The sequence below is a fragment of the Candidatus Pantoea multigeneris genome (assembly GCF_011752615.1).
Lineage (GTDB): Bacteria > Pseudomonadota > Gammaproteobacteria > Enterobacterales > Enterobacteriaceae > Pantoea > Pantoea multigeneris.
In genome coordinates this window covers 354,648-375,926 of the sequence record NZ_VWXF01000001.1, presented here as the reverse complement: position 1 = coordinate 375,926, position 21,279 = coordinate 354,648, and the positions used below count along the sequence as shown (strand labels likewise).

The window sequence follows — 21,279 nt, the reverse complement described above, 5'->3', positions numbered from 1 at the left end:
CCGCTGCTGGACAGGCTATCTTTTAATCCTTTCGCAGTCGGTGGTTTCCCCCAACATTCATCCCCCGGTATAACCCCGATTGCCCCCTGACTTTGGCCGATTGGCCTGCATCAAGACGCTTAAAATGGTGTTTTCCCTCTGTTATGTGGTTTAACACCAGGAGCAATGATTTCTCATGTCACAGCCCCCCCTTGTTTCCCTGATTATCCTCTGTTCTCATCCCCACTGGCTCGATCAAGCCCTGGCGTGCGTGCGGGCGCAAAGCTACCCAAATTGCGAAATCGTGGTGGTGGATAGCAGCGAAAAAACCTTTGTCCGTGAGGTGGTCGAGCCGTTTTTGACCCAGCCGGGACACGCGATGCGCTATTACGCTTATCGGGAGGCGGCGGACAAGGTCTATGATTTTGCGCTGCGTCAGAGCGAAGGCGACTATGTTAAATTTCTTGCCAGTGCGGACCTGCTGTTGCCCGAAGCGATTGCGCAAAGCGTGCAGGCACTGGAGCAACATCCTGACTGCAACGTCTTGATCTCACGCCGCCAGCGTATCGATCCTACCGGTGCGCCGTTAGCGGATATCCTCTCTAACTCACCGGTGGTGGATGAAGACAGCCTGATTGCAGGGGCCGATCTGCTAGCGTTCCAGTCAACGCTGCACTTTAACCTGCTGGGGGAGTTGAGTGCTTCGGTGATCCGCCGTACCGCGCTGCAACCGCTACAGCCGGACCTGTTTACCCTCGAAGAAGCACCGCTGTTTGAAGTGAGTGCGCTGGCGCTGTATGCGCGTCTGGCGGATGCTTCACCGTTTATCTGGCTGCAAGCGCCGCTTTGCCAGATTCGTGTGTCAGATGTGTGGCAACAGCCAGGCCAGCGCGAAGGCATCGGGGAAGTCCGGGCCGAGCGGGCCGTCGTGCATAGCTGGTTGCGTCAGCGTGCCACAGGGGAAAAACCGCATCTGCATCTGGTACAGGTTGCCGCGCTGGCGCAGCCTACGCACTGGCGCGAGCAAAACCTCAGCATGCAGCACTTCGCGAACTATAACCTCAGCCAGCGCGATCGCTGGCTGGCACAGCGTACCCTCGCACCCTATCAACACGCCTGGCTACAGCAGCAGCAGCGGGAGGAGATCAGCGTCGCGGTGATAATCACCACGCCAGAGGGCAGTGAAGCCGCTCTCCAGCAGACGCTGGCCTCCATTCAGCAGTCGGCGCAAACCGGCTGCTGTTTTGTCCCCTTGACGCTGGGTTGTGTGACGCAGTCTGGGGTTGAACACATCGAGACAGACGTAGAGCAGCGTATTGCCACGCTGAACGCGATCCTGCCCACGCGTGAAGAAGCCTGGTTTATCTTCCTTCAGGCGGGGGATCGTTTTCTCTCTTCCGGCGTGGTGGCGTTGAGTAACGTATTGCCACAGGCTGAGTCTTGCTATGCGCTGTATGCGGATGGTTTCTTCCCGCTGGGGGGCAAACCGCTGGGGATGGCGTTCCGCCCGGACTTTAACCTTGATCTGATCCTCAGCGCGCCCCGGACGATGGCCAGCCACTGGCTGTTCCGGCGTGAGCTGCTGGCCGCCGCTGGAGGGTTAGACCCCGCTTATCCGCAGGCCGCCGAGTACGATCTGATCCTGAAACTCATTGCCACCCAGGGCGGTAGCGGTATCGGGCACCTTGCTGAACCGTTGCTGGAAGCGCCACTGCCTCCGCGTAACAGCGAGCAGGACCAGCAGGTACTGCGTAACCATTTGCAGCAGCGCGGCTATCCTGATGCGCAAATCAGCGGCGATCGCTATCAAAACCACTGCATCAATTACCAGCACGGCCAGCAGCCGAAAGTCAGCCTGATTATCCTCGCCAACTGGCACTTGGCGTCGCTGATCACCTGCGTCACCTCGCTGCTGGAAAAAACCGATTATCTGCATTACGAAATGCTGGTGGTTGCCGATAACCAGTCCTCACCTGAGCGCAGTCAGTGGCTGGCGGATCTGGCGACCATTGATCCACAACGTATCCGTATCCTGTATGCCGAAGGTGAGTTCCAGCGCAGTGCTATGGCGAACCTCGCGGCACAGCAGGCGCAGGGTGAGTATCTGGCGTTTATCCACAGTGAACTGGCGATGATCGAGGGGGACTGGCTGGCGCAGCTGCTCAATCATGCGCAGCGTCCGGAAGTGGGTATTGTGGGCGGCAAACAGTTGGCAGCGGGCAATAAGATCCGCCATGCGGGCTATATTCTTGGGGTAAATGGCGCGGCAACCGAGGCGTTCCGTGGGCAAAATGATGGCGAAGCCAGCTTTATGGGGCGTCATCAGCAGGATCAAAACCTCAGTGCGGTTTCTGCCGACTTTATGCTGGTGCGGCGGGAACTGTTTGCCTCTTTAGGCGGATTTGACACCGGGATCGCACAGTTTGATGACGTCGACTTCTGCCTACGCAGTCGCGAGGCTGGATATTTAACCGTATGGACCCCGCGCAGTCGCGCCTACCGTCCGGCAGCGCGCCATAATCCTTATGCCAGCCAGTCGCTGATGTCGGCCAAACAGCAGAAGCAGGAGCACGACGCGGTGATGTACCGGCGTTGGGCATCACAGATCATCCACGATCCGGCGTTTAACGCGAACCTCTCGGTGCGCAGCCGTCAGTTTGAAATGAGCAGCGACAGCGCCCTGAACTGGGACCCGCTTAATCGTCCGGGATTGCCGAAGTTTATGGTGAGTCCGGGGGACCGCTTTGGGTGTGGTTACTACCGCATGATTACGCCACTGGAAGCGATGCAGGAGGAGGGGCGCGGTGAAGGGAAACTGATCGAACGTTTGCCAACCCACGTTGAACTGGCGCGCTATCAGCCCGATACTCTGATCGTCCAGCGTCGTTACGGCGAGTCGTTCCAGGAGTGGATGGGCCAGGTGCGGGCCATTTCGCAAACCTATCGCGTGTTCGAGTTAGATGACTATCTCATCAATCTGCCGCTGAAAAACCATCACCGCAAAGATTTCGCCGCTGATACCAACCGGCTATTACGTAAGACGCTGCGCTTCTTTGATCGCTTTGTGGTTTCCACCTCGCCGTTAGCCGAGGCGCTGGCCAACATGCACAGCAACATTCGGGTGGTGAATAACCGCCTGCCGGTGGCGTGGTGGGGATCGTTACACAGCCTGCGTAACCAGGGGCGCAAGCCACGCATCGGTTGGGCAGGGGGTTCCAGCCACACTGGCGATCTGGAGATGATTGCCGATGTGGTGAAAGCCTTTGCCGGTGAAGTCGAGTGGGTGTTTCTCGGCATGTGTCCGCCTAAATTGCGGCCTTACGTGCATGAGCTGCACGCAGCGGTAGATATTCGCCTCTATCCGCAGAAACTGGCTTCGCTCAATCTCGATCTGGCGCTGGCACCGGTGGAAGACAACCTGTTCAACGCCTGTAAGAGTAACCTGCGCCTGATGGAGTATGGAGCCTGTGCGATTCCGGTGGTGTGCAGTGATGTGGCTTGCTATCAGGGTGATTTGCCAGTAACGCGCGTGAAAAACCGCTTCAGTGACTGGCGCAATGCGATTCGCATGCACCTTGATGACAGCGCGGCCAGTGAGAAAATGGGTCTGGCCCTACAGCAGGCGATTCATCAGCACTGGATGTTAACCGGCAACAATGTGGTGGAATGGGCGCAAGCCTGGACGCCGGAGTAGTGAAACAGGGGCAGCCTGCGGGCTGCCCAAAGGGTTAAAGCGGAAGGTTACACACGCCGTACAGTGCCGGAGGCAGTGCGGCTTTGTTATCCGGTGAGCCCAGCAGTAACAGATGCTCGGCGTTATAGCCAGCGGCCACCCCCAACGCCAGATCGCGCAGGGCAATTGGCTGACCGGAACAGACATTAAACGCACCGGTGGCCTGCTGCATCAGCGCATTCACGATCATGCCCGCAGCCTGTTTGACGTCCAGATAGTCGCGCTGGATATCGGGGTAATCAATCGTGGCCGTCTCTCCCCTGGCAAACCGCTCATGCAGGTAGCTGACCAGGCGCCCGGACTTTTCGTTTTCCCCAAACAGGTAGAACAGACGATACCAGGCAAAGCGGGTCTCACTGCGCGAGAACAGCTGTTGCAACAACGAATAGGTGGCGGCTTTGCTGGTGCCATACAGTGAGTTGGCGCGCAGTGGCGAGTCAACGGTCAGCGGTGAGCTGTCATGGCTGTATTCAAAGCAGGTGCCAATCCCGGCAAAGTGCTGCACCCCTTCCGCGATACAGGCCTGCGCCAGATTGAGCGTGCCCTGCATACACTCCAGATTCGCCGGGGTGTTGAGATAGTCTTTAGGATCGACGTACCAGGCCGCGTGCAGCACAGTATCAATGCCTTGCAACTGCGTGCGCCACCACGCAACCGACTTATCAAACAGCGAGTCGGTCACCAGGGTCTGCACAATTTTAGCCTCTCCGGCCAGCGCGAGCGGCGTCGGGCGACGCACCACCAGCGTAAGTTTCACATCCTGTTGCAGCAACTGTTGCACCAGCGCCTGGCCAACAAACCCGTTCGCGCCGGTGAGCAGAATATGTCGGGTCATGAGAGTGCCTCGCGCTGCGCAAGAAACGGCTGTGACCGATCCTTGTCGCTGATCACCGTGGGTGCGATCGGCCATTCAATCCCAAAGGCCGGATCGTTCCAGGCGTAGCACTCTTCAAACTGCGGGGCATAGCCTTGTGAAACCTGGTAGAACAGGGTGGCATTATCGGTCAGCGTGATCAGGCCGTGCAGGCAGCCAGCGGGGATATAAAACGCATTTTGCTGCTCACTACACAGCGTGACGCCATACCATTGCAGGTAGCTGGGCGAATCGGGGCGCATATCCACCGCAACATCAAACACTTGCCCATGCAGTGCCCGTACCACTTTGACTTCACCGTGGGGATCGCGCTGGCGATGCAGGCCGCGTAGCGTGCCGCGCTGAGGGTTCTGTAACAGGTTGCTCTGCGGGAAATCGCCATGCAGACCGGCAGCGGTAAAATCCTGCTGGCAGAACAGGCGGGTGTATGCCCCGCGCTGATCGCGGAAAGCGCGGGATTGCAGGACAAAAGCGCCGGCAATCGGGGTGGGGATCAGTTCCATCAGGTTATCTCACTGGTCAGACGTAAGTTGTTGGTAGAATTCAAGTTGTTGCAGGCTAAACGCGTGCATATCCCGCTGTTGGCAGGCTTGTTGATACCACGCATGGGTCAGACGCAGGGTGTCACCGATCGACAGCGCAGAGCGCCAGCCGAGCGTGCGGTCAGCCAGCGTGGAGTCGAGATAAAGATGAGGCGATTCATGATAGTGAGCCGCCACGGTCTCCACCGCCTGTGGTGTCTCCGCCGCCAGCCGATTCAGCGCCGCGATCAGGTCGTGGGTGGTGAGCTGGTCACTCTCACGCGGGCCAAAGTTAAGTGCCACGGGGTAATCAACCGGATGGTGGTGCAGATATTCCGCATACAGCAGGTAACCGCGCACCGATTCCAGCACGTGCTGCCATGGCCGCACCGCCTGCGGATAGCGCAATGCCAGCGGCTGGTTCTGTTGGCGGGCACGATAATAGTCAGGAATCAGCCGCTCTTCGGCCCAGTCCCCCCCGCCAATCACATTACCTGCGCGCGCGGTAGCGAGGGCAACGCCGCTGTGGCGAAAGTAGCTGTCGCGGTAGGACGCGCACAGCAGTTCGGTCATGGCTTTGGAGGCGCTGTAAGGATCGTGCCCCCCCAGTGCATCCTGCTCGGTAAACGCCACCACTTTATCTTTCTCATGGCGATACACTTTATCCGTGGTGATCACCACCACGGTTTTTACGCTGGGGAGCTGGCGCAGCGCCTCCAGCACATTGGCGCTGCCGCTGACGTTGCACTGCCAGGTGTAGTTGGGATCGCGATAGGCGTGGTTAACCAGCGGTTGTGCCGCGAGGTGAAACACAATCTCTGCTTCGCTCTCAAGGATGCGCGCAGTTAATGCCTGAGCATCACGAATATCGCAGTGATGCTGTGTCAGGCCCGTCATGGCCACCCGGTGGAAGTGCGCATCCGGGTGTGGGTTTTCCAGCGAGATGCCGTAAACCTGCGCCCCCATCGAGGTCAGCCACAGCGTGAGCCACGAGCCTTTAAAGCCGTTGTGCCCGGTGACCAGCACGCGTTTGTTGTGCCAGAAAGCGCGGTCTACCATAGCTTCCATGGTGCTTTTCCTCCCTGCCACAGCTCTTCGAGATAGACTTTTTCCCGCAGCGTGTCCATCGGTTGCCAGAAGCCGTTATGCATATAGCCTGCGAGTTGGCCACTGTTCGCCAGGGTTTCTAACGGCCCGGTTTCCCACACGGTGCTGTCATCTTCAATCAAATCGATGACGGAAGGGTCGAGAATAAAGAAACCGCCGTTGATGCGTGCGGAGGGATCGCGCGGTTTTTCCGAGAAGTTGGTGACCCGGAAGCCGTCGGAATGCAGCGTGCCAAAGCGAGCCGGTGGGATCACGGTACACATGGTGGCTTTCAGGCCGTGAGACAGGTGGAAATCCAGCTCTTCACGCAGGTTGATATCACCTACGCCGTCGCCATAGGTCAGCATAAATGGCTCGTCTGGCGGCAAATAAGATTTTATGCGTTTGATTCTGCCGCCGGTCATGGCCCCGATGCCGGTATCGACAATCGTCACTTTCCAGTCAGGCGCAGCGCAGTGGTGGTACTCCACCGTGTGTTTCGCCAGATCAACGGTAATATCGTTGTGATGCAGCACGATATTGGCGAAATACTCTTTGATCTGATAGCCCTTATAGCCCACGCACACGATAAATTCGTTAAAGCCGTGATGGGAGTAAATATTCATGATGTGCCACAGAATTGGCTTATCCCCAATTTCGACCAGCGGTTTGGGGCGAATAACGGTCTCTTCTGAGAGGCGGGAGCCTAACCCGCCCGCGAGGATAACGACTTTCATAAAAATAACCCTGAGTAAGAGAAGTTAAACACCACGCTGATAAACGCCGGATGACGTTACGCTATGCACCGTGCCAAAAAGAGTTTTGGGAATATTGTTGTTGCAGGTGGCCGTCACGTCGCGCAGTAACAGGAAGCTGCCAAGACGCTCCTGGCAAAACGCCAGCGCCCGCTTTTGATAAGGGTCAGTTGGATTCACCGGTTGATGCTGAGCGATAAAGGCAGTGGCGACTTTTTCCAGCGCGCTGAACGTCTCTTGCCACCAGCTCAGGGGATAGGTTCCCAGCTCAATACCGCCAATCACCAGCCACGGGCACTGTAAAAAGGTGTGGCTTTCGGCTGCCGTCAGTACGCCCAGATCCACCGCCAGCGCGGTGTAACGCAGCAGGTCAGCAATGTGGTGACACTCGACATATTGCTGATAAATGGAACCGACCTGTAATAAAGAGGAGAACAACAGGCTCTACCCTGGTTCTGGATCTGCCGACAGCGCAAGGGATGCGGCCTCAGCCACCGAGAGCTCATGAGTGCCGCCATAGACGTTTGAAGGGCGACCATAGCGTTCGCGCGTGACGAACTTGCGGTATTGCCACAGGGCCACGCATTCATCACTTTGCGTGGTTGTCTGTAACAAGTGATTGATCACCATGGGGCCAAAACCGCCAGAGAGTTTCTGATGTAACGTCGGACCTTCCGGGATCAGGTCGTAGCCGTAATGGATCTTTCTCCCGTCGGGATTCACGGGAGGAGTGGCATTCAGCCAGATAATTTCTGCCTCAGCAGGCAGGGGAAAGCAGGGTAATTCCTGATGGCATATGACGTAAATGGGCATTAGCTGCGTCCGCGCACACGAGATTAAGTGAAAAAGCTCAAAGGGCGGTTGGCGTTTCAATACGCCAATAAACCGCCTTTTTAGCGGCTATTTGGTGGGATATTGCGAAGAGGCCAACAGCGCCTGGAGCGAAAGCCCGGCGCGGTCTTTGTCTGACAGCTGTGGCGTGCTGACGGGCCAGGCGATACCCACATCAGCATCCGCCCAGTGCAGACAGGCTTCATCTTGCGGGCAGTAGTAGTCGGTGCACTTGTATTCGAAATCCGCCAGCTCGCTCAGCACCACAAAGCCGTGGGCAAAGCCCGGCGGGATCCACAGCTGCGCCCGGTTCTCGGCGGAGAGCACCGCACCGGCCCATTGGCCCAGCGTGGCAGATTCAGGGCGGACATCCACCGCCACATCAAATACCGCGCCGTGAACCACGCGCACCAACTTGCCCTGTGGGCGGGTGCGCTGGAAGTGCATGCCGCGCAGCACGTGCCGGTGGGATCGGGAGAAGTTATCCTGCACAAAACACAGGTCTGTTTCGAGCAACTGCTGGTAGCGCTGCTGTTCAAAGGTTTCGAGGAAGAATCCGCGATCGTCGCTAAAGACCCGAGGTTCGATCAGCTTAATCTCGGGCAAATCCAGGGCGCTGACCTTCATGAGGCCTCCTCTGGCAGCAGTTGCAGGTACTCGCCGTACTGGGTTTTGCTGAACAGGCGGGCGCGCTGGAGTAAGTCTTCGGCGCTGATCCAGCCTTTGCGCCAGGCGATCTCTTCCAGACAGGCGACCTTAAAGCCCTGGCGTTTTTCAATGGTATGGATGAAATGCGAGGCTTCCAACAGGCTGTCATGGGTGCCGGTATCCAGCCAGGCAAAACCGCGCCCAAGCAGCTCCACGTTGAGCAATCCCTGCGCCAGATACATCTGATTCAGTGTGGTGATCTCCAGCTCGCCGCGTGGGGAGGGCTGCACCTGTTTTGCCATCTCACAGACGTGTTCATCATAGAAATAGAGGCCGGTAACAGCATAACGAGACTGCGGATTCTGTGGTTTCTCTTCAATGGAGATGGCGCGTTTGTGCTGGTCAAAGGCCACCACGCCAAAGCGCTCGGGGTCCATCACCTGGTAGCCGAACACGGTTGCGCCTTCACGGCGCTTACTGACCTCTTCCAGCTTTTTGCCGAAGCTTTGGCCGAAGAAGATGTTGTCACCCAGCACCAGCGCCGCGCGGTCGCCCGCCAAAAACTGCTCGCCAATGATAAATGCCTGAGCCAGACCTTCGGGTTTGGGCTGCACGGCATACTGCAAATGCAGGCCAAATGCACTGCCGTCCCCCAGCAGACGCTGGAAGGAGGGCAGATCTTCCGGTGTGGCAATCAGCAAAATATCGCGGATGCCTGCCAGCATCAGCACGGAAAGTGGGTAGTAAATCATCGGTTTGTCATAGACCGGGAGCAGTTGTTTCGAGACGCCGCAGGTAATGGGGTAGAGGCGCGAACCGCTGCCACCCGCCAGGATAATGCCCTTCATGGCTTGCCTTAATATCAGAGACGCTGCTGGCGCAGCACAATGCCGACAGAATACGCAGAGCAGGGCCAGGGCAAAGCCGGGAATAAGCATACAAAAGGGCTTTTTTGCGAAATTACGCCGCGCTTATCCCCGCAGATTTATCTGTCGTGTCAGCACACAATCCTGAAATAACCTCTGTTTTTCCTGTCTATTCCGTCAATTAAACACCCTACAGGACGGGATAATCTTGCCGATAACTTAATTAACGCAGGGTAGTCAACGTGAACGATCTCTATACCGCCGAAGGCGTGATGGATAAGCATTCGCTCTGGCAGCGTTACGTTCCGCTGGTGCGTCATGAAGCATTGCGCATGCAGGTTCGTTTACCTGCCAGCGTTGAGCTTGACGATCTGCTGCAGGCTGGGGGTATTGGACTTCTCAATGCCGTAGAGCGCTTCGATGCCTTGCAAGGCACAGCCTTTACCACCTATGCCGTGCAGCGCATTCGTGGGGCGATGTTGGATGAGCTACGCAGCCGTGACTGGGCACCGCGCAGTGTGCGACGTAATGCACGCGAGGTGGCTGGCGCACTGCACCAGGTGGAACAGACGTTGGGGCGTGCTGCCACCGAACTGGAAGTAGCGCAGCAACTACAGCTTTCGCTGGAGGAGTATCGGCAGATTCTGCTCGATACCAATAACAGCCAGCTCTTTTCCTACGATGAGTATCGGGAAGAACACGGCGACAGTGCGGAACTGGTGACGGAAGGGCACGAAGAGGCCAATCCGCTTCATCAGTTAATGGAAGGGAATCTGCGTGAGCGCGTAATTGAAGCGATTGAGGCACTGCCTGAACGTGAAAAATTGGTGCTGACACTGTACTACCAGGAGGAGCTGAACCTGAAAGAGATTGGCGCAGTGCTGGATGTCGGTGAATCCCGCGTCAGCCAACTGCACAGTCAGGCGATCAAACGCCTGCGCGGCCGCTTAACCGGCGCGCGCTGACAGACTCTACTTCTGGCGGCCTAAAAATAATAATCCGGGGACTCAGCAATGGGAGCCAAATCCAAAGCCAGACCGTTAAGTCGTTATCTTAAAGACTATAAGCACAGCCAGACGAACTGCTCACATTGTGGCAAGGTACTTGATCGCATGGCGTTGGTGTTTCGTGGCCAGATCATTAATAAAGAAGCCATTGCCAGAATGGATCAGATGATTGATGAGCAACTCTGGTTCAAGCTGCAACCTGAACTGACCGCGTTGTGTCGCTTCTGTAGCGATATCTTCTGCAACAGCCAGCCTGACTACTTCGATATTATGGCGTTTAAACAGTACCTGTTTGAGCAAACCGATATGAACCACAGTACGGTGCGTGAATACGTGGTGCGGTTACGCCGCCTGGACGATGCCTTAAAGGCGCAACACTTCCCGGCGGAGAGGCTAAAAGGGGATGTCTGGTCAGAGTGTCTGGAAAGCCATCTGCCTGATGCGGGGACCAATAACTACCGCATTGCGCTGCGCAAATATGATCAGTTTCTCGGCTGGCGTCGCCATGCGCTACCAGAGCCACGCGTTGCCTGATTTTTCTGGGCTGGATCACACCTTCTATCAACGGTTTGAGCGTGATCCTTAGGCCAACTTCTGCAACACTGTAAGGATGACTGAATGACGCCTGATGGAGGCTCCGTTGTCCTTACACTTACTGCACCAATTTCCTCGCATTGAACTGCTCGGCGCGCCGACGCCGCTGGAGCATCTTCCACGTCTTTCCGGCTATGTCGGACGCGATATTTTTATCAAGCGTGACGATGTTACGCCGGTGGCACTGGGCGGTAATAAACTGCGTAAGCTGGAATTCCTTGCGGCAGATGCGCTGCGTGAAGGCGCTGATGTGCTGATCACTGCCGGGGCGATTCAGTCGAACCATGTACGCCAGACGGCGGCGGTTGCGGCCAGACTGGGCCTAAAGTGCCTGGCGCTGTTGGAGAACCCCATTGGCACCGACGCGGAAAACTACCTCACCAACGGCAACCGGCTGATGCTGGATCTGTTTAATGTTGAAGTGGTGATGGTGGATACGCTGGATAATCCGGCGGCGCAGTTGGCTGAGCAGGCGCTGTTGCTGGAAGCGCAAGGTTTCCGCCCCTATGTGGTGCCGGTTGGCGGCTCGAATCTGCTGGGTGCGCTGGGCTATGTCGAGTGCGCGCAAGAAATTGCTCACCAGAGTGAAGGCGTGGTCGACTTTGCGGCGGTGGTTGTCGCTTCGGGCAGCGCAGGAACCCATGCTGGCTTAGCCGTGGGGCTGGAGCATCTGATGCCAGAGACTGAACTGGTCGGCGTAACGGTTTCGCGTAAAGTAGCCGATCAGCTGCCGGTGGTGGAGCGTTTGCGTCAGCCACTGGCCAGCCAGTTAGAGCTCACCGCGAATGCGCCTGTGACGCTCTGGGATGACTATTTTGCGCCACGTTACGGCGAACCCAATGAAGAAGGTATGGAGGCGGTGAAATTGTTAGCCCGTCTGGAAGGGATTCTGTTGGACCCGGTTTATACCGGAAAAGCCATGGCTGGCCTGCTTGATGGTATTACGCAGAACCGTTTCCGCCGTGAAGGACCGCTGCTGTTCGTCCACACCGGCGGTGCTCCGGCGCTGTTTGCTTACCATCCGTTAGTGTAATGCTGGTTTGACCCAAAACAACATCTCTCACAAACTGGAGTTAACATGACTTTTTCACAACTGCGTCGCCAACTGGTGACGGGCATGATGGCAGTCGCGCTGGTGGCCGGTCTCAGCGCGCCAGCGTTTGCGGCAGAAGATTTGCTAAAGGCAGTTAAAGATCGCGGTACGCTGCGCGTCGGCCTGGAAGGGACTTATCCCCCATTCAGTTTTCAGGATGAAAGCGGCAAGCTCACTGGCTTTGAGGTGGAGTTTGCTCAGCAGTTAGCTCAGCATCTTGGCGTGAAGGCGGATCTCAAACCAACCAAATGGGATGGGATGTTAGCCGCGCTGGACTCAAAGCGTATTGATGTGGTGATCAATCAGGTGACCATCTCCCCGGAACGTGCGAAAAAATATGACTTCTCAACGCCATATACCGTTTCAGGCGTGCAGGCACTGACCCTGAAAAAGAATGCGGCCAGCATCACGAAGCCAGAAGATTTGGCCGGTAAAAAAGTCGGCGTGGGTCTGGGGACAAACTACGAACAGTGGCTGCGTGCCAATGTGAAAGGTGTGGATATTCGTACCTATGATGATGACCCGACCAAATATCAGGACCTGCGCTCAGGCCGTATTGATGCCATTCTGGTAGACCGTTTAGCCGCGCTGGATCTGGTGAAAAAAACCGGTGATACCATGGCCGTTGCCGGCCCAGCGTTCTCTAAACTGGAGTCAGGCGTTGCGCTGCGCAAAGGCAATCAGGACCTGCTGGATGCCATCAACAAAGCCATTGCTGAGATGCAGCAAGATGGCTCTCTGAAAAAAATCTCTGAAAAATGGTTTGATGCGGACGTTACTAAATAATGCATGACAGCCTGCAACTGGTGCTGAATTCAGCACCATTTTTACTGAAAGGGGCGCTGTTCACGCTACAGCTGAGTATCGGCGGGATGTTTTTTGGCCTGGTACTCGGCTTTGCGCTGGCATTGATGCGCCTGTCGCACTTCTGGCCGTTGAGCTGGCTGGCGCGTATCTACGTGTCGATCTTTCGTGGTACACCGCTGATCGCGCAGCTGTTTATGATCTACTACGGCCTGCCACAGTTCGGCATTGAACTCGATCCTATCCCTTCGGCCATGATTGGCCTGTCGTTGAATACGGCGGCTTATGCGTCTGAATCGTTGCGCGGTGCCATTGCCGCAATCGAGCGTGGTCAATGGGAAGCGGCGGCCAGTATTGGCATGACGCGCTGGCAAACGCTGCGCCGCGTCATCCTGCCACAGGCGGCACGTACCGCGCTGCCCCCGCTGGGGAACAGTTTTATCAGCCTGGTGAAAGACACCTCGCTGGCGGCGACCATTCAGGTGCCAGAACTGTTCCGTCAGGCGCAGTTGATCACCTCGCGCACGTTCGAAGTGTTCACCATGTATCTGGCCGCCTCGGCGATTTACTGGGTAATGGCGACTCTGCTGTCTGCGTTGCAAAACCGCCTGGAGCGTCATGTGAACCGCCAGGATGAGGAGGGGAAATGAGCGCCATTGAAGTACGTCGCCTGGTTAAGCAGTTTAACGGGCAAACGGTGCTGCATGGCATCGATTTGGATGTGGCACCCGGTGAAGTGGTGGCCATTATCGGCCCCAGCGGATCGGGTAAAACCACCTTGCTGCGCAGCATTAACCTGCTGGAAACCCCGGAGAGTGGCACGGTGAAGGTCGGTGAGATCACTATTGATACCGCTCAGCCGCTGGCGCGCCAGAAAGAGCAGGTGCGTCAACTGCGTCAGCAGGTCGGCTTTGTGTTTCAGAACTTCAATCTGTTCCCGCACCGCTCGGTGCTGGAGAACATCATTGAAGGGCCGGTGATCGTGAAGGGGGAGCCAAAGGCAGAGGCGGTAGCCCGTGCGCGCACCTTACTGGAGAAAGTGGGATTACAGGGCAAAGAAGCGAGTTTCCCGCGCCGTCTGTCTGGCGGGCAACAGCAGCGTGTGGCGATTGCTCGCGCGTTAGCCATGCAACCCCAGGTCATTTTGTTTGATGAACCCACTTCAGCACTCGATCCGGAGCTGGTGGGGGAAGTGTTGAACACCATTCGCGCGTTAGCTGAAGAGAAGCGCACCATGGTAATTGTGACCCATGAAATGAGCTTTGCCCGCGATGTCGCGGACCGGGCCATCTTCATGGATCAGGGACGTATCGTGGAGCAGGGGCCGGCCAAAATGCTATTTAGCCAGCCGCAGCAGGCGCGTACCCGCCAGTTCCTCGATAAGTTTCTGAATGCCTGAAACGTTGCGCTGCCAGGGTTGCTGGCAGCGCACACCGGACACCGTTAGACGCGGTGGTCCGCCATCTGACGCACAAACTCCTGTACCCACTGCATCCGCACTTTACGGTCCGGCAGATCGCGCGTGAAGCGTAAACGGGTTGGCCCATCCAGCTTCCACTGTTTGTGATCTTTTTGCAGCAGGCCAATCAGCCACACCGGGTCGACCTGATTTTGCGGGGCGAAATCGAAGAAACCGCCTTTCTCGCTGGCTTCAATCTTTCTCACGCCCAACTCGCGCGCCTGTAAACGCAGGGCGGCGACGTCCAGCAGATTACGTGCGGCATCCGGTAGCAGACCGAAACGATCGATCATCTCTACCTTGAGCTCTTGCAGTTCATCTTCATGGCTGGCGCTGGCGATGCGCTTGTAGAGCGACAACCGGGTATTCACATCCGGGATAAAATCATCCGGCAGCAGAGCAGGCATTCGCAGCTCTATCTCGGTTTGATTACTGGTCAGGTCTTCCAGTGAAGGCTCGCGTCCGGCTTTCAGCGCGTCTACCGCATTCTCCAGCAGCTCCATATACAGCGAGAAGCCGAGGGTCTCCATCTGCCCGCTCTGTTCGTCGCCTAACAGCTCACCGGCACCACGGATCTCCAGGTCATGGGTCGCTAACGCAAAACCCGCACCCAAATCTTCCAGTGAGGCAATGGCTTCGAGGCGTTTTTGCGCATCAGTGGTCATCGCTTTGGGATGCGGCGTTAACAGCCATGCGTAAGCCTGATGATGCGAACGGCCTACGCGGCCACGCAACTGATGGAGCTGCGCCAGGCCGAAATGATCAGCACGCTCAATGATGATGGTGTTGGCGGTGGGAATATCGATCCCGGTTTCGATGATGGTGGTACACACCAGCACGTTGAAACGCTGGTGGTGGAAATCATTCATCACCCGTTCCAGTTCACGTTCGCGCATCTGGCCGTGACCAATCGCCACGCGCGCCTCGGGCACCAGTTCGGCCAGCCTTTGTGCGGTTTTTTCGATATTTTCCACGTCATTGAACAGGTAATACACCTGACCACCGCGCAGAATTTCACGCAGAATCGCCTCACGCACCACCAGTTTGTCGTATTCGCGCACGAAGGTCTTCACCGCCAGACGGCGTGCAGGTGGCGTAGCAATAATCGACAGATCGCGCATTCCGCTCATGGCCATGTTCAGGGTACGCGGGATGGGCGTGGCGGTGAGCGTCAGAATATCGACGTCGGCACGCATCGCTTTGATGCGCTCTTTGTGACGCACGCCGAAACGGTGCTCTTCATCAACAATCAGCAGCCCCAAATCGCGCCATTTCAGGTCGCTCATCAGCAGCTTGTGCGTCCCGATGAGAATATCCACTTTACCTTCGCTGGCGTCCTGCAATACCTGAGCCTGCTCTTTGGCGGTACGGAAGCGGGAGAGCATCTCAATGCGAACGGGCCAGTTAGCGAAACGATCGCGGAAGTTATCGTAGTGCTGCTGCGCCAGCAGCGTGGTTGGCACCAGCACCGCCACCTGTTTGTGGTTTTCCACGGCGAGGAAAGCGGCTCGCATCGCCACTTCGGTTTTACCGAAGCCCACATCACCACATACCAGACGATCCATCGCCAGCGGTTGGCACATGTCGCTCAGCACCGCGTTAATGGCCTGGGCCTGATCGACGGTGGTTTCAAACGGGAAACTTTCACAAAACAGCTGATACTGGTCACGGTCGTGCTTAAACGCAAAACCGGTTTTGGCCGCGCGCTGGGCGTAGATGTCCAACAGCTCGGCGGCCACATCACGCACTTTTTCGGCCGCTTTCTGCCGTGCGCGTGACCAGGCATCGGTGCCTAATTTATGCAGCGGCGCGTTTTCATCGGCCCCGCCGGCATAGCGGCTGATCAGATGCAGTGAGGAAACCGGGACATACAGCTTGGCATCACCCGCATAGGAGAGCATCAGGTATTCGGCGGTGATGCCACCGGTTTCCAGCGTGGTCAGCCCAATGTAGCGGCCTACGCCGTGCTCAAGGTGTACCACGGGCTGGCCGGGATGCAGCTCTGCCAGGTTGCGGATCAGGACATCAGGATTGATGGTGCGGCGGCTATCCTGGCGGCGGCGACTGACGCGCGCCCCGAGCAGATCGCTTTCGCAAATCAGTGCCCAGCCGCGCTGGCTATCGATAAATCCGCGTTCGCTGGCCCCGACCATCAGCGCGACACGCTGTTGACGTGCCTGCTCCAGTCGCTGTTCGGCCTGCGGTTTAATTTTCAGGCGGTTCAGCAGCTCCTGCAAACTCTCACGGCGTCCTTCACTTTCCACCGAGAACACCACCGAACCGGCAAAGCCTTCCAGGAACTGACGCAGCAGGTCCAACGGAGACTTGGCTTGTGCCTGCACGGTCAGTTCTGGCAACGGTTGATAGCCAAGATTGCGGTTGGCAGCCCGGTCGGGCAGCGTTTCGCTGCTAAGCTGCACGCGCGGCCACTGTTTCAATTCGCCAAACAGCGCATCCGGGCGCAGCCAGAGTTGCACCGGCTCCAGCAGGGGGCGCATGGGATCGATACGACGGTTCTCATAGCGCGCTTCGACGTCTTGCCAGAAACGCTGTGCGCCCGCTTCCAGGTCGCCGCTGCTCAGCAGTAAAGCATTGTCAGGCAGATAGCTAAACAGCGGTTCCAGCGGCTGATCAAAGAACAGCGGCAGCCAGTACTCAATCCCGGCAGGGAAGGTGTTTTTACTCACCTGTTGATAGATATGCTCCGGCTCGCGGCGCACATCGAAATATTCACGCCAGCGGGTGCGAAAACGCTCGATTGCGGCTTTATCACTCGGGAATTCGTGCGCGGGCAGCAGATTAATTTCCGCCACCTCTTCCAGGGTGCGCTGGGTATCGGTATCGAACAGGCGCAGGGTATCGATTTCATCATCGAAGAAATCAATGCGATACGGCTGCTCACTGCCCATCGGGTAGAGATCGAGCAGTGCGCCGCGCGTGGCATATTCGCCGTGTTCCATCACCTGGTCCACGTGGCGATAGCCCGCTTGCTCTAGCCGGTCACGCAGGCGGTCGCGGGAGAGTTTTTCACCGCGTTTCATCACCAGCGCATGACCGTGCAGGAAGGTATGTGGGCAGACGCGCTGCATCAGCGTATTCACCGGCAGAATCAACAGGCCACGCTTCAGCGTCGGGAGCTGATAAAGAATCGACAGGCGGGCAGAGATAATATCCTGATGGGGAGAAAAACTGTCATAGGGCAGGGTTTCCCAGTCCGGCAAATGGTTCACTGGAAAGTCAGTAAACTGCCGAATCTCATCCTGCAACCGCAGCGCCGTTTGCATATCCGGGGTGATTAATACCACCGGGCCGGTGTGACGTTCAGTGATGCTGGCGCACTCTACCGCGTGTGCGGCACCAATCAGTTCTCCGAGCTGGCGGTGATCGCCAGGTTTGACGGGCAGGTCGTAGCGGGTTGGTTCGGACATGGGATCTCGTGCTGTTCTCCATTTTTACCAGGGCGTCATGATTCCACATTCCGCCCTGGGGGTCATCACTTAGTACGGATTTTTCCGCATTGCGCTATCCCTGGCGAGGTTCGCGATAGTACATTCGCGGTCGATCGATGTTGGCCCAGCTCAGCTCTTTCTCCAGGTGATAGCTGTGATTGCCATCATCCCATTTGACGTAATAGGCCGCCGGGGCATCGCCTTGATCGAACACATTGAGAATTTCACCCTTTACTTCACCGGTTTTATGTTTCACCAGACTGCCTTTGGGAAATTTTGTCATACTCCCTCCTTCAGTAACTGGACATACAGTAAGTATAGCTGCCTGACTGCACAAACAGCGCTCAGCAATCGGTTGATTGAGGTTTCCTAAACAGGGCGGCTCCTTTATCATCCCGGTACTTATTGAGGAAAGCTTAAGACGGACGCTATGCATCAACCTGTTGCGCTTTATATTGGTCTTCGCTACATGCGCGGACGAGCATCGGACCGTTTTGGTCGCTTTGTTTCCTGGTTATCCACTATTGGTATTACGCTTGGCGTTCTGGCACTGGTGACGGTGCTCTCCGTAATGAACGGCTTCGAAAAAGAGCTGGAGGGCAACATTCTCGGCTTAATGCCGCAGGCGCTGGTGACCAGCGACAAAGGCAGCATCAATCCGCAACAACAACCCTATCAAAATATGGGGCTGCAAGGTGCGAGCCGTGTCGCGCCGTTAACAACGTCTGACGTGGTACTGCAAAGTGCGCACAACGTCTCTGTCGGGGTGATGTTAGGCATCAACCCGGACGAACAAGACCCGCTCACCCCCTATCTGGTGAATACGCCGCAATCGGTACTGCAACCTAACGGCTGGAACGTGATTCTGGGCGAAGAGTTGGCAAGCCAACTGGGTGTGAAGAAAGGGGACCAGGTGCGCCTGATGGTGCCTTCGGTGAGCCAGTTCACGCCGGTAGGGCGTGTGCCAAGCCAGCGCCTGTTCACCGTGGCGGGCACCTATGCCGCCAACAGTGAAGTGGATAGCTATCAGATTTTGGTCAATCTCCAGGACGCTTCGCGCGTCATGCGCTACCCGCTGGGGAATATCACCGGCTGGCGTCTGTGGCTGCAAAAACCGCTGGACGTTGACAGCCTCAGCCAGCAGAAATTGCCCGCAGGCCTGCAATGGAAGGACTGGCGCGAGCGCAAAGGCGACCTGTTCCAGGCGGTGGGCATGGAGAAAAATATGATGGGGCTGCTGCTGAGCCTGATCGTTGCAGTGGCCGCATTTAACATTATTACGTCGCTGGGTCTGTTGATCATGGAAAAACAGGGCGAGGTGGCGATCCTGCAAACGCTGGGGCTGACACGCCGTCAGATCCTGCTGCTGTTTATGGTTCAGGGTGCGGGTGCCGGTATTATCGGCGCCTTACTGGGGACTGGGCTGGGTGTGCTGCTGGCCAGCCAGTTAAATAACCTGATGCCAGTGATTGGCCTGTTCCTGGATGGTGCCGCACTGCCGGTGGATATCAACGTCTGGCAGGTGGTCACTATTGCGCTGGCGGCGATGGCCGTTGCGCTGCTTTCTACGCTCTATCCTTCATGGCGCGCTGCCGCCATTCAACCCGCTGAGGCTCTACGTTATGAGTAATACCCCCTTGTTGCAGTGTCGCGACCTGTGCAAAAGCTATCAGGAAGGAAGCGTACAGACCGATGTGCTGCGCAGCGTGGCCTTTTCGGTGCAGCCTGGTGAAATGATGGCGATTGTCGGGAGCTCCGGCTCCGGTAAAAGTACCTTATTGCATCTGTTAGGCGGACTGGATACCCCCACCTCCGGTGATGTGGTGTTTGATGGTCAGTCGATGAATGCGCTTTCTTCTTCAGCTAAGGCCGATCTGCGTAACCGTGAACTGGGCTTTATCTATCAGTTCCACCATCTGTTACCGGATTTTAGCGCGCTGGAAAACGTCGCGATGCCGTTGATGATTGGCAGAAAGAGCAAAACCGAAGCGCAACAGCGGGCGCGTGAAATGCTGGCCGCCGTTGGGTTGGAACACCGTGGGCATCACCGTCCTTCTGAACTTTCCGGCGGTGAACGTCAGCGCGTGGCAATTGCCCGTGCGCTGGTCAATCGTCCGCGTCTGGTGATGGCCGATGAACCCACCGGTAACCTTGATGCGCGTAACGCCGATGCCATTTTCTCGCTGCTGGGCGATCTCAACCAGCGTGAAGGCACCGCATTCTTGGTGGTGACTCACGACCTCCATCTGGCACAGCGCATGTCGCGTCAGATGGAGATGCGTGACGGGCAGCTCAGCGCTGAGTCAACCCTGACGGGAGTGCGCTAATGGGGTCTTCTCTCTCCCTGCTGCTGGGGTTGCGCTTCAGTCGTGGGCGCAAACGGGGTGGCATGGTTTCCCTGATTTCGGTGATCTCCACCGTGGGTATTGCGCTGGGTGTGGCGGTGTTAATTATTGGCCTGAGTGCGATGAATGGCTTCGAACGTGAGCTAAACAGTCGCATTCTGGCGGTGGTACCGCACGGTGAAATCAGCGCGGTTGAACAGCCGTTTCGCCACTGGCAGCCACTGATTGCGCCGGTTGAGAAAGTACCGGGTATTGCGGCGGCAGCACCCTACATCACCTTTACTGGTCTGATCGACAGCGGCAGTAAATTACAGGCGCTACAGGTGCGCGGTGTGGATGTGGCTCAGGAGCCGCGTTTAAGTGCGCTGCCGCAGTTTGTGCAGGGCAACGCCTGGTCACAGTTCAGCGCCGGTAAGCAGCAGATCATTCTCGGTGGTGGTATCGCCAAGGCCCTTAACGTCAAACAGGGTGACTGGATAACCATCCTGATCCCGAACAATGACGGCGCGAATAAGCTGCTGCAACCCAAGCGGATTCGTTTGCAGGTGGAAGGGATATTGCAGCTCAGCGGCATGCTCGATCACAGCCTGGCGCTGGTCCCCCTTGAGGATGCGCAAAGCTACCTCGATATGGGGGATGCGGTCAGCGGTATTGCGTTGAAAATGAGCGATCCGTTCCAGGCGCAAAAGCTGGTCCGCGCGGCGGGTGAAGCCACCGGGTCCTATGTCTATATTCGCAGTTGGATCGGCACCTACGGCTACATGTACCGCGATATTCAAATGATTCGCGCCATCATGTATCTGGCGATGGTACTGGTGATTGGCGTGGCCTGCTTCAACATTGTTTCCACACTGGTGATGGCTGTGAAGGATAAAAGCAGTGATATCGCGGTGTTGCGTACCCTGGGAGCCAAAGACAGACTTATCCGTGCCATCTTTATCTGGTACGGTTTGCTAGCCGGTCTACTGGGTAGCGTAAGCGGGGTCGTGGTGGGGGTGTTAGTGTCGCTGAATCTTACGCATCTGGTGCAGGGCATTGAACATCTGACCGGGCGGCATTTACTGGCGGGCGATATCTACTTTATCGATTTCCTCCCTACCGAGTTGCACTGGCTGGATGTGGTGATTGTGCTAGCCACCTCGATTGTGCTGAGCCTGCTGGCCAGTTGGTATCCGGCGCGACGCGCCAGTCGGATTGATCCGGCGCGCGTACTAAGCGGACAGTAATACAGGAGT

Annotated in this window: 20 protein-coding genes; 10 read left to right on the top strand and 10 right to left on the bottom strand. The window is 56.9% G+C overall.

All coding sequences use genetic code 11. The annotated features are described in order from the left end of the window. Window positions 1–175: 175 nt before the first annotated feature. Complete coding sequence (locus tag F3J40_RS01800; protein ID WP_167012314.1) at window positions 176–3,673, top strand: glycosyltransferase; 3,498 nt, start codon at window positions 176–178, stop codon at window positions 3,671–3,673. A gap of 34 nt (window positions 3,674–3,707) precedes the next feature. On the opposite strand, the gene F3J40_RS01795 is transcribed toward F3J40_RS01800, so the two are convergent. The 8 genes from F3J40_RS01795 to rfbA form a co-directional block, all read right to left on the bottom strand. Further along, window positions 3,708–4,547 carry an NAD-dependent epimerase/dehydratase family protein gene (locus F3J40_RS01795; protein ID WP_167012312.1) on the bottom strand — a complete coding sequence of 280 codons (840 nt, stop codon included), beginning with the start codon at window positions 4,545–4,547 and terminating at the stop codon, window positions 3,708–3,710. Then, window positions 4,544–5,089 (bottom strand): dTDP-4-dehydrorhamnose 3,5-epimerase, encoded by a 546-nt coding sequence (gene rfbC, locus F3J40_RS01790; protein ID WP_167012310.1) that lies wholly within the window; start codon window positions 5,087–5,089, stop codon window positions 4,544–4,546. The genes F3J40_RS01795 and rfbC (F3J40_RS01790) overlap by 4 nt, the downstream gene beginning before the upstream one ends. 9 nt (window positions 5,090–5,098) lie before the next feature. Continuing rightward, complete coding sequence (rfbG, locus tag F3J40_RS01785) at window positions 5,099–6,175, bottom strand: CDP-glucose 4,6-dehydratase (RefSeq protein ID WP_167012308.1); 1,077 nt, start codon at window positions 6,173–6,175, stop codon at window positions 5,099–5,101. Beyond that, a complete protein-coding gene (gene rfbF / locus F3J40_RS01780) occupies window positions 6,160–6,930 on the bottom strand; it encodes a glucose-1-phosphate cytidylyltransferase (RefSeq protein WP_017347079.1) in 771 nt (256 codons plus the stop codon). Before rfbF ends, rfbG begins: the two co-directional genes overlap by 16 nt. Before the next feature lie 24 nt (window positions 6,931–6,954). Further along, window positions 6,955–7,386, bottom strand: a complete 432-nt coding sequence (locus F3J40_RS24785) for a hypothetical protein (RefSeq protein ID WP_240155263.1) — start codon at window positions 7,384–7,386, stop codon at window positions 6,955–6,957. 6 nt (window positions 7,387–7,392) lie between these two features. Further along, complete coding sequence (locus F3J40_RS24780; protein ID WP_240155262.1) at window positions 7,393–7,761, bottom strand: hypothetical protein; 369 nt, start codon at window positions 7,759–7,761, stop codon at window positions 7,393–7,395. Window positions 7,762–7,848: 87 nt separating this feature from the next. Next, on the bottom strand, window positions 7,849–8,406 hold the full coding sequence (gene rfbC / locus F3J40_RS01770; protein ID WP_167012306.1) for a dTDP-4-dehydrorhamnose 3,5-epimerase: 558 nt from the start codon (window positions 8,404–8,406) through the stop codon (window positions 7,849–7,851). Further along, window positions 8,403–9,275, bottom strand: coding sequence for a glucose-1-phosphate thymidylyltransferase RfbA (rfbA, locus tag F3J40_RS01765; RefSeq protein ID WP_167012304.1), 873 nt, complete (start codon window positions 9,273–9,275; stop codon window positions 8,403–8,405). Before rfbA ends, rfbC (F3J40_RS01770) begins: the two co-directional genes overlap by 4 nt. 260 nt (window positions 9,276–9,535) lie before the next feature. On the opposite strand from rfbA, the gene F3J40_RS01760 reads away from it, so the two are divergent. The 6 genes from F3J40_RS01760 to tcyN all read left to right on the top strand — a co-directional run bounded on the left by F3J40_RS01760 (window position 9,536) and on the right by tcyN (window position 14,190). After that, the gene (locus tag F3J40_RS01760; protein ID WP_017347084.1) at window positions 9,536–10,258 is read left to right on the top strand and encodes an RNA polymerase sigma factor FliA; all 723 of its coding nucleotides are present in this window, start codon (window positions 9,536–9,538) and stop codon (window positions 10,256–10,258) included. Window positions 10,259–10,306: 48 nt separating this feature from the next. Beyond that, entirely contained in the window at window positions 10,307–10,834 is a 528-nt protein-coding gene (fliZ, locus tag F3J40_RS01755) for a flagella biosynthesis regulatory protein FliZ (RefSeq protein WP_026042520.1), read from the top strand. A 106-nt stretch (window positions 10,835–10,940) separates the two neighbouring features. Beyond that, on the top strand, window positions 10,941–11,927 hold the full coding sequence (locus tag F3J40_RS01750) for a D-cysteine desulfhydrase (RefSeq protein ID WP_167012302.1): 987 nt from the start codon (window positions 10,941–10,943) through the stop codon (window positions 11,925–11,927). Between the two features lie 45 nt (window positions 11,928–11,972). Next, window positions 11,973–12,773, top strand: coding sequence for a cystine ABC transporter substrate-binding protein (tcyJ, locus tag F3J40_RS01745; RefSeq protein WP_167012300.1), 801 nt, complete (start codon window positions 11,973–11,975; stop codon window positions 12,771–12,773). Continuing rightward, window positions 12,773–13,441, top strand: coding sequence for a cystine ABC transporter permease (tcyL, locus tag F3J40_RS01740; RefSeq protein WP_167012298.1), 669 nt, complete (start codon window positions 12,773–12,775; stop codon window positions 13,439–13,441). Before tcyJ ends, tcyL begins: the two co-directional genes overlap by 1 nt. Continuing rightward, the gene (gene tcyN / locus F3J40_RS01735; RefSeq protein WP_017347089.1) at window positions 13,438–14,190 is read left to right on the top strand and encodes an L-cystine ABC transporter ATP-binding protein TcyN; all 753 of its coding nucleotides are present in this window, start codon (window positions 13,438–13,440) and stop codon (window positions 14,188–14,190) included. The genes tcyL and tcyN overlap by 4 nt, the downstream gene beginning before the upstream one ends. A 44-nt stretch (window positions 14,191–14,234) precedes the next feature. Here tcyN and mfd read toward each other — a convergent pair whose 3' ends face one another. After that, complete coding sequence (mfd, locus tag F3J40_RS01730) at window positions 14,235–17,678, bottom strand: transcription-repair coupling factor (RefSeq protein ID WP_167012296.1); 3,444 nt, start codon at window positions 17,676–17,678, stop codon at window positions 14,235–14,237. Window positions 17,679–17,772: 94 nt separating this feature from the next. Further along, window positions 17,773–17,982 carry a hypothetical protein gene (locus tag F3J40_RS01725; protein ID WP_167012294.1) on the bottom strand — a complete coding sequence of 70 codons (210 nt, stop codon included), beginning with the start codon at window positions 17,980–17,982 and terminating at the stop codon, window positions 17,773–17,775. A 147-nt stretch (window positions 17,983–18,129) separates the two neighbouring features. Between F3J40_RS01725 and lolC the strand changes: the two genes are divergently transcribed. From lolC to lolE, 3 genes are read left to right on the top strand one after another with little or no spacing between them, the layout of a single operon-like run. Beyond that, window positions 18,130–19,329 carry a lipoprotein-releasing ABC transporter permease subunit LolC gene (gene lolC, locus F3J40_RS01720; protein ID WP_167012293.1) on the top strand — a complete coding sequence of 400 codons (1,200 nt, stop codon included), beginning with the start codon at window positions 18,130–18,132 and terminating at the stop codon, window positions 19,327–19,329. After that, the gene (gene lolD / locus F3J40_RS01715; RefSeq protein ID WP_017347093.1) at window positions 19,322–20,026 is read left to right on the top strand and encodes a lipoprotein-releasing ABC transporter ATP-binding protein LolD; all 705 of its coding nucleotides are present in this window, start codon (window positions 19,322–19,324) and stop codon (window positions 20,024–20,026) included. Before lolC ends, lolD begins: the two co-directional genes overlap by 8 nt. Further along, window positions 20,026–21,270, top strand: coding sequence for a lipoprotein-releasing ABC transporter permease subunit LolE (lolE, locus tag F3J40_RS01710; RefSeq protein WP_167012292.1), 1,245 nt, complete (start codon window positions 20,026–20,028; stop codon window positions 21,268–21,270). The genes lolD and lolE overlap by 1 nt, the downstream gene beginning before the upstream one ends. Window positions 21,271–21,279: the final 9 nt, after the last annotated feature.